This window comes from Myxococcus sp. XM-1-1-1 (assembly GCF_020037095.1).
GTDB classification, from domain to species: domain Bacteria; phylum Myxococcota; class Myxococcia; order Myxococcales; family Myxococcaceae; genus Myxococcus; species Myxococcus fulvus.
In genome coordinates this window covers 158,676-169,320 of record NZ_JAIQDH010000005.1, presented here as the reverse complement: position 1 = coordinate 169,320, position 10,645 = coordinate 158,676, and the positions used below count along the sequence as shown (strand labels likewise).

Annotated in this window: 9 protein-coding genes; 2 read left to right on the top strand and 7 right to left on the bottom strand. The window is 71.9% G+C overall.

What is annotated here, in order from left to right; translation table 11 throughout:
* Positions 1 to 4: 4 nt before the first annotated feature.
* The 3 genes from K8640_RS13160 to K8640_RS13150 all read right to left on the bottom strand — a co-directional run bounded on the left by K8640_RS13160 (position 5) and on the right by K8640_RS13150 (position 1,874).
* Positions 5 to 742 carry a molybdopterin-binding protein gene (locus tag K8640_RS13160; protein WP_223747356.1) on the bottom strand — a complete coding sequence of 246 codons (738 nt, stop codon included), beginning with the start codon at positions 740 to 742 and terminating at the stop codon, positions 5 to 7.
* A 140-nt stretch (positions 743 to 882) separates the two neighbouring features.
* Complete coding sequence (gene tmk, locus K8640_RS13155; RefSeq protein WP_223747355.1) at positions 883 to 1,539, bottom strand: dTMP kinase; 657 nt, start codon at positions 1,537 to 1,539, stop codon at positions 883 to 885.
* The gene (locus tag K8640_RS13150) at positions 1,536 to 1,874 is read right to left on the bottom strand and encodes a hypothetical protein (RefSeq protein WP_223747354.1); all 339 of its coding nucleotides are present in this window, start codon (positions 1,872 to 1,874) and stop codon (positions 1,536 to 1,538) included. Before K8640_RS13150 ends, tmk begins: the two co-directional genes overlap by 4 nt.
* A 214-nt stretch (positions 1,875 to 2,088) precedes the next feature.
* On the opposite strand from K8640_RS13150, the gene ribB reads away from it, so the two are divergent.
* Complete coding sequence (gene ribB, locus K8640_RS13145; protein ID WP_324289193.1) at positions 2,089 to 3,240, top strand: 3,4-dihydroxy-2-butanone-4-phosphate synthase; 1,152 nt, start codon at positions 2,089 to 2,091, stop codon at positions 3,238 to 3,240.
* Positions 3,241 to 3,307: 67 nt separating this feature from the next.
* Here the strand turns inward: ribB and thrC are convergent, their stop codons facing one another.
* The 3 genes from thrC to K8640_RS13130 all read right to left on the bottom strand — a co-directional run bounded on the left by thrC (position 3,308) and on the right by K8640_RS13130 (position 5,949).
* Entirely contained in the window at positions 3,308 to 4,645 is a 1,338-nt protein-coding gene (gene thrC, locus K8640_RS13140; protein WP_223747352.1) for a threonine synthase, read from the bottom strand.
* Positions 4,642 to 5,205 carry a hypothetical protein gene (locus tag K8640_RS13135; protein WP_223747351.1) on the bottom strand — a complete coding sequence of 188 codons (564 nt, stop codon included), beginning with the start codon at positions 5,203 to 5,205 and terminating at the stop codon, positions 4,642 to 4,644. The genes thrC and K8640_RS13135 overlap by 4 nt, the downstream gene beginning before the upstream one ends.
* Positions 5,206 to 5,307: 102 nt before the next feature.
* Positions 5,308 to 5,949, bottom strand: coding sequence for a protein-L-isoaspartate(D-aspartate) O-methyltransferase (locus K8640_RS13130; RefSeq protein WP_223747350.1), 642 nt, complete (start codon positions 5,947 to 5,949; stop codon positions 5,308 to 5,310).
* 114 nt (positions 5,950 to 6,063) lie between these two features.
* Here K8640_RS13130 and K8640_RS13125 point away from each other — a divergent pair, with 114 nt between their 5' ends.
* Entirely contained in the window at positions 6,064 to 7,458 is a 1,395-nt protein-coding gene (locus K8640_RS13125) for a M48 family metallopeptidase (protein WP_223747349.1), read from the top strand.
* A gap of 6 nt (positions 7,459 to 7,464) precedes the next feature.
* On the opposite strand, the gene recG is transcribed toward K8640_RS13125, so the two are convergent.
* On the bottom strand, positions 7,465 to 10,569 hold the full coding sequence (recG, locus tag K8640_RS13120) for an ATP-dependent DNA helicase RecG (RefSeq protein WP_223747348.1): 3,105 nt from the start codon (positions 10,567 to 10,569) through the stop codon (positions 7,465 to 7,467).
* Positions 10,570 to 10,645: the final 76 nt, after the last annotated feature.

Below are 10,645 nucleotides of genomic sequence, written 5' to 3'. Positions count from 1 at the left end.
GTCGTCACTCCCGCCGCAGCACCGCGCCGTCGGGCAGGCCGCCGATGATGCGCGCGACGGCCTCCTCCACGGGGCCCCGTTCGCCGGCCTCGACGGTGATCTTCACCCGGTAGTCCTTGGCCGGGTCGAACTCCGGATACGAGCCGATGGCCACGTGAGGCATGTTCAGCGCCACGCTGTCCAACACGGCGGCGATTTCACTCTCGCCCAGCCGCAGGAACAGGTTCTGGAGCACCACGGGGCTGCCGCTCAGGCGCGCGAGCACCGTCTCCAACTGCATCCGGAAGAGCTGCGGCACGCCGGGCAGCAGGTAGACGTCCCCGACGGTGAGCACCGGGTACCACGTGCCCGCCTGGGGCAGCAGCACGGCGCCCTCGGGTGCGTCGGCCAGGCGCATGCCCTCCGGCGTCACCTTGCCCTCGGGCGCGCGCGCCTCGATGAGCGACACCATCTCCGGCAGGCGCACCACGGATTTGCCCAGCGCCATCGCCACCGCGCGCACGGTGACGTCGTCGTGCGTGGGGCCGATGCCGCCGCTGGTGAACACGTAGCGCGCGCGCTGTCGCGCCCGGTTCATCGCGTCCACGATGGCGTCCACGTCGTCGAGGATGGTCTCCACCGAACGCAGCGGGATGCCCACCTCGCGCAGCCTCTTGATGAGGTGCGGACCGTTCTGGTCCTGGACCTTCGCCGTCAGGACCTCGTTGCCGATGATGATCGCCGCCGCGCCCGTGCGCTCCATGGAGCGGCGGACTCTAGCGCAACGGCTCGGATTTCCGTGGCGCGAGTCGGGGGGACTGTCCGCGATGTCCGAATTCCAAGGGCCGGGCCCCGCCCCTCGGGGCTGGGGCGCACCCGACCACGGGGGGCTGCAGGCCCCCTTTAGCGCTTGCGTCCGAGCAGCTTGCGAATCTGGACCAGCGAGGCCTGCGTCACCGCCTCGATGCCCTGCTCACCGTCGATGTGGACGATGCGCTCCTTCTTCGCGCGGCGGCGGATGGCGGCCAGGTACTGCTTCGCGATGCGCCGCTGCGCCTCGTCCGCCTCGAACAGCTCCGCCGCCCCACCCCGCGCCGCCCGTCGCTTCGCGGCGACTTCCGGCGCCACGCCCACGAACAGCGTCAGGTCCGGCGACACGGCGTAATCGTTCACCTGCTCCACCCAGCCCATGGGCAGGGACGCCCCCTGGTAGGCCAGCGAGGACAGCACGTACCTGTCACACAGCACGAGCTTGCCCTCCTCCAGCGCGGGCAACACGCGCGCCGCCAGGTGGTCCGTGCGGTCCGCCGCGAACAGCAGCGCCAGCGTCTGGGGCGTCAGGGGCCCCGCGCCCTGGGGCAGGCCCAGGCGGCCCGTGAGGGCCTGGCGAATCAGCGTGCCCACCGGCCCGTCCGAGGGCTCACGCGTGGTGAGCACCCCATGCCCCTCCGCCCGCAGCGCGGCCGCCAGCCGCTCCGCCTGCGTGGTGGTGCCCGCGCCGTCCAGTCCCTCCAGGACGATGAACCGGCCCCGACGGGAGACCTTGCGCGCCCCGCTCACTGGGGCAGCAGCGCCGAGGGCTCGTCCAGCCGGAGCTGGCTGCGCAGCTCCAGCATCGTCTGGTAGCGCTGGAGCTCGTCCGCCAGCACCCGGCGTCCCAGCACGTAGCGGCGGAAGGCGTACCCCAGCAGCACCACGGCCAGCAGGGCCACGCCCCAGGCCAGCAGCGGGGTGCGCAGGGAGTCGTAGAACAGCTTGCCCGCCGCCCCACCGAACATGAGGGCCACCATGGTGGCGACCCCGGTGTGGGCGAAGTGGGTGGTGCTCTGGCGGACGGACAGGCTCTCCTGGAGCTGGTCGAGCCGCGTCCTCAAGTCCTGGGTGTTGGCGCTCATCTCGGAACCGGGCACCCTACAGCAGCCCGTCCCACGCGTCGAGTCATCGTCCCTGGGGACTCCAACCTTCCAGGTCGCACACGATTCCGCCCACACCGAAACGGGCAGTCGGAGGAGCGCCCCTGGAGGACCTACTCCGGCCCATCATCCGGGCGCACGCCGGGAGGCGGGTTGGCTTGCCAGCCCCGGACCTAGACGCTACATGCGCCTGCACATGCAGACCCGCGAGCGGACCGAAGCCACCATGAGCCACGACGCCAAGCTCTCCTCCATCGAGGATGCCATCCAGGACATCCGCGACGGCAAGTTCGTCATCGTCGCGGACGACGAGGACCGCGAGAACGAGGGCGACCTCATCATGGCCGCGGAGAAGGTGACGCCCGAGCACCTGGCCTTCATGGTGCGCCACACCAGCGGCATCGTCTGCATGCCCATGCTGGCGGACCGGCTGGACGCGCTGCGGCTGCCGCAGATGGTGTCGGACAACACCGAGTCCCACCGCACGGCCTTCACGGTGTCCGTGGACTACCGGCACGGGACGACCACGGGCGTGTCCGCGGCGGACCGCGCGAAGACCATCCTGGCCCTGGCGGACCCGGAGAGCCAGGCCAACGACTTCCTGCGCCCCGGGCACATCTTCCCGCTGCGCTACCGCGAGGGCGGCGTGCTGCGCCGCGCGGGCCACACCGAGGCCACCGTGGACCTGTCCCGGCTGGCGGGCCTGGGCCCCTCCGGCATCCTGTGCGAGCTGGTGAAGGACGACGGCACCATGATGCGGATGCCGGACCTCCAGGCCTTCGCGCTGGAGCACAAGCTGCGCGTCATCACCATCGCGGACCTCATCGAGTACCGCCGCCGCAAGGACCGGCTGGTGCGCCGCGAGCCGGGCCAGCACACCGTCACCACCCGCTACGGCGACTTCACGGCGCTCACGTACACGTGGCTGCCGGACGGCGCCAAGTCGCTGGTGCTGGTGAAGGGAGACCCCGCCGCCCGCCCGAGCGCCCTGGTGCGCCTGCACGCGGCCTGCACGATGGGCGACGTGTTCGGCTCGCCCACGTGCAACTGCAACGCGCTGCTGGACCAGTCGCTCGCCCGCATCGCGCGTGAGGGCACTGGCGTCCTGGTGTACCTGCCCGGCATGCACGGGGACGACTTCGGCATCCACCACAAGCGCAACGCGGACGGCAGCGCCGACCTGCGCAGCGGCCCGCATGAGACGCGGGACCTGGGCATGGGCTGCCAGATCCTCAATGACCTGAACGTGCGCACGCTGCAGGTGATGACCAACACGGACATCACCTACCGGGGCCTCGCGGGCTTCGGCCTCACCATCGACAAGCGCGTCCCGCTGCTCGCGGACTGACGCGGGCCTCGCCGTCTCCGGGGGCGGCGGCTCCCCTCGAGGTGAGCCCCGCCCTTCCCTCGCGACGTCAGCCCAGGTCCGACAGGGCCGAGCGCACCGCCTCGAGGTTCGCGGGCAGCTGCACCGGAGGATTCGCGTAGCGGCTGGTGACGTCCGCCAGCGTGCCCCGGTGGTAGCCCACCTTGAAGTCGGCGAACTTCAGCCCGTGCGCGGTGGACACCACCGCCACGCGCGAGCCCTTCTCGATGACGCCCTGGGCGACGAGCTTCTCCAGCGCCGCGAGCGCCACGCCCGTCTGGGGACAGGTGAACGTCCCCTCGCGGTCCGCGCGCGCGGCGGCGTTGGCCAGCTCCGACTCCGTCGCCTCCTCCACCACGCCGTCGAAGGCCTTGAGGATTCGCACCGCGCGGCGGAAGGACACCGGGTTGCCAATCTGGATGGCGGACGCCAGCGTGCTCTCGGCCTGCATGGGCCGCAGCTCCTGGAAGCCACCCCGGAAGGCGCGGGCCAGGGGGTTGGCGCGCTGGGCCTGCGCCACGGCGATGCGCGGCCTGCGGGTGATGAGGCCCAGCTCGAGCATCAGCTCGAAGCCCTTGCCCAGGGCGCTGGCGTTGCCCAGGTTGCCGCCCGGAATCACCACCCAGTCCGGTGGCTCCCAGCCCAGGTCCTGGCACAGCTCCACGGCGACCATCTTCTGGCCCTCGATGCGCAGCGAGTTCATCGAGTTGGCCAGGTACAGGCCCGTGTCCGCCGTCACCGCCTGCACCAGGCGCATGCAGCCGTCGAAGTCCGTGTCGAGCGACAGCACACGCGCGCCATTGGCGATGGGCTGCACCAGCTGCGCGAGGGAGACCTTGTCGCGCGGCAGGAAGACCACCGCGGGAATCCCCGCCGCCGCGCAGTAGGCGGACAGCGCCGCGGAGGTATCTCCCGTGGACGCGCACGCCACGGCGCGCAGGGGCACGCCCCGGGCCCGCATGTGCTTCACGGCGGACACGAGCACCGTCATGCCCCAGTCCTTGAAGCTGCCCGTGGGCGAGACGCCGCACTCCTTCAGGTCCAACGCGGACAGCCCCAGCTCGGACGCCATGCGCGGCAGGGGCTTGAGCGGGACGCGGCCCTCGCCCAGCGAGACGATGTCCTCCACGGGGAGCTGTGGGTAGGCCCACTCGCGCTTGCCCCACACGCCGGAGCCCTCCGGCAGGCGCGATGAACCGAAGCGCGACTCGAAGCGCCGCTTCCACTCCGCCGCGGGCACCGCGCGCAGGGCGTCCACGTCGTGACGCACCTCCAGCAGGCCTTCGCAGCGCGGGCAGCGATAGACGACGTCCAGGAGCGAGGCCCGGAAGTCGCAGCCCTCGCTGCACGCATACTCCGCCTTGAAGCCGGACTCAGAGGCGCTCATGTCTGCTCCACCAGCCGCGTGCCACACTCGGAGCAGGCCCGACCCGGGCGGCCCCGGGTGTGGCACGAGGGGCAGGCCATCCAGTCGTTGTCCGCGTCCGGCTTTCCGGCCACCACGACAGGCGCCACGCGGGCGCGAGGCAGCCGCATGCCGCAGTTGTCGCAGAGCAGCCCCTGCGCCTGCACGTTGCGGCAGTAGCGGCAGACCACGGCGCCCAGCGGGGCCGCGGTGCGCACGCCGTCATCCGGCGCGCGGCCCGTGTCCAGCTCGGGGAGCACCGCCACCGGCAGGTCCCCCGTGGGCGCCGAGCGCGTGAGCTCCAGGTCCTGCACCACCTGCGGCGGCAGGTCCGGCCCGCTGCGCAGGCGCGTGATGTCCAGCTCCGGCAATGGCTGCGCGTTCACCGCGTCGCGGCCCCCGGCGTGCGGCGTCAGCTCCAGCTCCGGCAGCGGGGCCACCGGGGGCGTCGCGCCCGCGGCGTCCACCGGGAAGCGCTTCCCGCAGACATCGCACTCGGTGCCCTCGGGCTGTACGTGGTCGCAGACCGGACAGATGATCATGATGCCGGGACGTTAGCGGGCGGCCACGTTCGGGGGCAACGCGACTTCTCGGCCCGTGGTGGCTTCCAGCCATCCGGGCGGACCGCTCCCCTCTCGGGTCCGTCAGGGCCGGGGGACTCCCGTCGGCCCCGTCAAGGGGACGAAGCGCACGGGCAGCAGGGACTCCACCCGGGGGAGATGACCCACCTCCTTGGCCCGATGGATGAGCAGCAACTGCTGGGCGCCCTCCAGCGGTCCGACGGGGACCACCATCCGGCCTCCGCGCCGGAGCTGGGAGAGCAGCGAGGAGGGCACCTCGACCGGCGCGGCGGTGACCATGATGGCGTCGAACGGCGCCTGCTCCGGCCAGCCCTCCGCGCCGTCGCCCTGGCGGAAGTACACGTTCTGGAAGCCCAGCCGGTGGAGCCGCTCGCGCGCCGAGCGGGCGAGCTCCGGGACGATCTCCACCGTGAACACCTCGCGGCACAAGAGCGACAGCAGCGCCGTCTGGTAGCCGGAGCCCGTGCCGATCTCCAGCACCCGCTCATGCCCCTCCAGGCGCAGGGCCTGCGTCATGAACGCCACGACATAGGGCTGGCTGATGGTCTGTCCATGGCCGATGGGCAGCGGCGCGTCGACGCCCGCCTCCGAGCGCGAGTGCTCCGCCACGAACTCCGCCCGGCTCAAGCGGCCGATGCCCTCCAGCACCCGAGGATCATGGATGCCCTGTCGGGACAGATACTCGGCGCGCTCCAGATCTCCCATGCCCGAAGCCTAACCACGCGAGGCGCTCGCAGCAGCGGGCGGGTCCGACAAGCCTCGCGGGAATTTCCCCGGCGGCACGCTATCCAAGACAAGGCCCCCCCCTACGCTCGCGCGATGGCCGAGCCGGCGTACATCTTCGGGCGAGTCGAATCCCCAGGCGGTATCCAACCTCCGCCCACGCGTCTCCCGTTCGTCCAGGGAATCATCCCGCTGCTGCTGGCGCTCGTCGGCGGGTATCAGCTCCTCGGCCTCCGGACGACCACGCTCGAGCCGGTCAGCCTCCAGGGCGCGTTGCTCGTGGGGACGTTGGTGTGTGGCGTCTGGGGCGCGGTCCGCATGCGGCGCTCGCTGCGGCTGCGAGCCTTCGCGAAGGCGCACCGCGCCGAGCCCTGGCTGTGGGACCACCCCTGGACCCAGGAGACGGTGGCCCCCCAGCTCGCGACCGGGCCGCTCCTGCGTCCCCTCCTCGGGGGCCTCGCCATCGTGGGGCTGCTCGGCGGTGGGTTCATGATGCTCGCGCTGACGACCTTGGGGCTCTACGTGACCTGGCGCTTCCTGCTGCGGGCCTTCTATCGCCGCTGGAAGGCACGCCGCGTCTTCGGACGCTATCACCGACGCGCGCTCCTCCACCTGGCGACAGCTGGGCGAGGAGGTCTCCTGGGAGCTCGAGGTTTGGGGCGTCACCGAGCAGGAGAAGACCTTGGAAGTGAATTTCCGCCTCCCGGTGTACGTCACGGCCGCCACCCGCCTCTGACGCGGACGCCCTCCATGATGACACCCCTGCTCCTGCTGCTCACGGCCGCGCCCCCGGACGCCGCCACCCTGCGTGCCCAGGCCCAGAAGGCCTATGACGCGAAGCAGTTCGCCAAGGCCTGTCCCCTGTTCGAGAAGCTCACCCAGCTGTCACCCCAGGACGGCGCCGCGTGGGCGGACCTGTCCTTGTGCCTGTTCCGCGCGAAGAAGAAGTCCGCGGCCCTCGACGCCGCGCGCCACGCCGTGCGCTGGGGCGATGAGAAGACCCGCAAGAGCACCTACTTCAACCTGGACAAGTTCGGCGGGGAGGATGGGGTGTTCACCCGCGATGGGGACGACGCCCCCTGCAAGAAGGCCCACCTGCCGGCGTGCGCCGAGACCGCCTGGCTCTGCGCCGACCCGTACTCGGACCTCTACCGAACGTCCGGGGAGACCTCGGGCGGATCCTACAGCGCGGTCTTCCTGTGCTCCGAGCCCCAGTCCTCGGAGGGTGGGGGCTGTACGACCATCGACCTGGGTGGAAGCCAGGACACCTTCGCCGGGACCTCGGACGACAGCCCCGGCATCTACTCGTTCAAGGGCTGCACGGTCGTCGCGGTGGACCCGTGCGAGCGGAGGTTGGGCCTTGCCTGCACCGAGGGCGAGGGCGTCCTCGCCGGACCGGAGGGGAGGACAGCCACGCGCAAGCGTGCCTGGGTGGAGGAGCGCGGCTACGAGCCGCTCCCGAAGCCCAAGAGCCCCGACGCGGAGCCCTGACGCGCGCTACCCCACCCGCGCGAGCGCGAGCCGGCCTTCCCACCGCTCCTCGAGCGCCTTCACCAGTCCCTGGTGCTCGGGAGACTTCATGTCCGGATCCCTGGCGAGGATGCGCCGGGCCTCGGCCTGCGCCATGGAGAGCAGGTCCCCATCCCGCGCGAGGTTCGCCACCGCCAGCTCCGGCAGGCCGCTCTGCCGCGTGCCGAGGAACTCGCCCGGCCCGCGAATCTCCAGGTCCTTCTCCGCGATGACGAAGCCGTCGCTGCTGGCCTCCATCACCGACAGCCGCTCGGTGGACTCCCACGAGCGCGCGCTGCTCGCCACCAGGTAGCAGTAGCTGGCCGCGGCGCCACGTCCCACGCGCCCACGGAGCTGGTGGAGCTGGGACAGGCCGAAGCGCTCCGCCGCCTCCACCACCATCACCGAGGCGTTGGGCACGTCCACGCCCACCTCCACCACGGTGGTGCACACGAGGACGTCCAGCCGCTTCTCGCGGAAGTCCTCCATGACCGCGTCCTTCTCCTCCGCCTTCATCCGCCCGTGCAGGAGGCCCACCTTCGCCTGGGGGAAGGCCGCCCGCAGCTTCTCCACGCCGCGCGTCGCGTCCTCCAGGTCCAGCTTCTCCGACTCCTCCACCAGCGGATACACGACGTAGGCCTGGTGGCCCTTGGCGAGCTCCGAGGCGATGGACTCGTAGACGCGCGCGCGCTGCTTGTCGTTGAACACGCGCGTGTTGATGGGCGTGCGGCCAGGCGGGAGCTGGTCGATGATGGAGAGGTCCAGATCTCCATAGAGCGTCATGGCCAGCGTGCGCGGGATGGGCGTGGCCGTCATCACCAGCACGTCCGGCTTGGGGCCCTTGCTCATCAGGGAGTGACGCTGGAGCACACCGAAGCGGTGCTGCTCGTCGATGACCACCAGCCCCAGCTTGTCGAAGGACATGTCCTGCTGGATGAGGGCGTGCGTGCCCACGGCCAGGTGGATGTCTCCCCGGGCGACGGCGTCGCGCACCTGGCGCTTGGCCTTCGCCGTGCCGGACGCGCTCACCAGCCCCACCTGGAAGCCGAGCGGACCGAGCACCTTGCGGAAGTTGCGCTCGTGCTGCTCCGCCAGGATTTCGGTGGGGGCCATCACCGCGACCTGGTAGCCGGCCTGCAGCGCCACCATCGCGGCGACCATGGCCACCGCCGTCTTGCCGCTGCCCACGTCGCCCTGCACCAGCCGGTTCATCGGCTCCTCGCGAGCCATGTCCCGGGCGAGCTCCTCCACCACGCGCGCCTGGGCCCCCGTGAGCTGGAAGGGCAGCGCCGCGCGCGCCTTGTCCATCCGCGTGGGGGACACGTCGAACGCGATGCCCAGCTCCGCCTTGACGCCCTGGCGCTTGAGCGCCATGCCGAGCTGGAGGAAGAACAGCTCGTCGAACGCGAGCCGACGGTGCGCCGGGCTCTGGTGGACGTCGAGCGCCTCCAGGTCGGCCGAGTCCGGCGGGAAGTGGATGAAGCGCAGCGCCTCCGGCAGCGGCATCAGCTCCAGGCGACGGCGCAGCTCCGGGGGCAGCGGGTCCTCGAGCTCGTGCGCGTACTGCTCACCGACGCGCGAGGCCAGCTCTCGGAACGAGCGCTGCTCGCCGCGCTCGAAGCCCGGGTACACGGGGACGATGCGGTTGAAGTGCACGGAGCCGGCGGAGTCCAGGTCCTCGGCGGGCTCGATCTCCGGGTGCGCCATCTCGCGCCCGCTCATCGTCGCGCGCACCTCGCCGGAGAGCACGATGCGCTTGCCCACGGTGAAGCGGCTCTTGAGCCACGGGCCGGCGTTGAAATACGTGGCCGCGATGCTGCCCGAGCGGTCCCCCACCACCGCGCGGAACATCCGCCGTCCCTGCTTGCCGGGCACGAAGTCGGCGACCTTGACGATGCCCACCGTGACGCCGCGCGCGCCGGGCTCCAGCTCGGCGATGGTGAGCAGCCGCCTGCGGTCCTCGTAGCAGCGAGGCAGGAGGAAGAGGATGTCGCCCATCCGCCGCAGGCCCTTCTTGTCCAACGCGGAGATGAGCCGGGGCCCCAGTCGCTTGCCCAGCGTCTTCAGCGGCGAGGACAACGGCCCCGAGCGCGGCGCGATGGACAAGAGCTTCGCCTCGGAGCGGGAGGCCTCCGCCGCCACGGCGCGCTTCTTCTTGCGCTGCTCCTTCTCCTTGCGCGCCTTGGCCGGGGACGTGCTCGCGGGGCCCGTGTCGATGGAGGTCTGTCGGCCCGGACGTCCGTCGGCGCGCGGGGCTGGGGGCGTACCAGGACGCGCGAGTCCCGCCTGCGCGCCGTATGAAGCGCGGGGCGCGTTCCCCATCTCCGCGCCCCCGGTGCGGGGCGCCGCGGTCTTCGCCCGGGCAGAGGTCGGCACGGGCTCGTTCGACCTCCACGGTGGAATCTGGACGTAGCCCGGAGGCGGCCCACCCTGTCCGCCGTCCACCGAGGCGCGTCCGCTCGCCCCCCGGACCACCGGGCCCAACTGCCCCTCCTGGACCCGTCCCGCGTTCGGATGGGGGCGAGGCGTCCGCGCCGTGTCGGCCCCTCCACGCGCCTGGTCTCCCGACGCCGGAGGACGTGCTCCGGACGCGGCCTGGCGAGGCGCCAAACCCGGCATCCCTCGCGGAGGGTTCGGCTCGCCCGAAGGTGTACGCCGCGCGCTGGCCGAATGACCGCGAGGCTCCGACTCCGACGTCCCTCGCGGAGGGTTCGGCTCGCCAGAAGGAGCGCGCCGCGCGCCTGACGCCTCACCGCGCGGCTCCGATGCCAGCGTCCCACGCGACTCGTGCCCCGCGTCCTCGGTCCCCTCCCCGCTCGCGAGCCCCTCCAGCTCCGCCGGCAGCGCGACGCCGCTGAGCTTCAGGCCCGCGACGACCCGCCGCAGCGCGGCCTTGCGGCGCTCGGGCGTGGGGTGGTCCACGTACGGCAGCGCCGCGCGCAGGTGTCCCAGCGCCTCGGCGTTCACGCCGCTGGCTCCGGCCAGCGCGCGCTCCAGGACGGGCGTCAGCCCCTTCACCGTCGCGAGCATGGCGAAGTCGCGCTGACACGCGTAGCGCAGGGGCCCTACAAGACTGGCGAGCGGATGGTTCACGCGTGAGTCACGTCCATCCATCCTACGGAACGGGGGTGACGTCTCCCAGAAAACGCGACCGGGGAAGCGAGCCAAG

Coding starts and splice junctions, on each gene's coding strand:
- K8640_RS13160 (WP_223747356.1), bottom strand. CDS start 742: ATGGAGCGCACGGGCGCGGCGGCGATCATCATCGGCAACGAGGTCCTG.
- K8640_RS13150 (WP_223747354.1), bottom strand. CDS start 1,874: ATGAGCGCCAACACCCAGGACTTGAGGACGCGGCTCGACCAGCTCCAG.
- ribB (WP_324289193.1), top strand. CDS start 2,089: ATGCAGACCCGCGAGCGGACCGAAGCCACCATGAGCCACGACGCCAAG.
- thrC (WP_223747352.1), bottom strand. CDS start 4,645: ATGAGCGCCTCTGAGTCCGGCTTCAAGGCGGAGTATGCGTGCAGCGAG.
- K8640_RS13135 (WP_223747351.1), bottom strand. CDS start 5,205: ATGATCATCTGTCCGGTCTGCGACCACGTACAGCCCGAGGGCACCGAG.
- K8640_RS13130 (WP_223747350.1), bottom strand. CDS start 5,949: ATGGGAGATCTGGAGCGCGCCGAGTATCTGTCCCGACAGGGCATCCAT.
- K8640_RS13125 (WP_223747349.1), top strand. CDS start 6,064: ATGGCCGAGCCGGCGTACATCTTCGGGCGAGTCGAATCCCCAGGCGGT.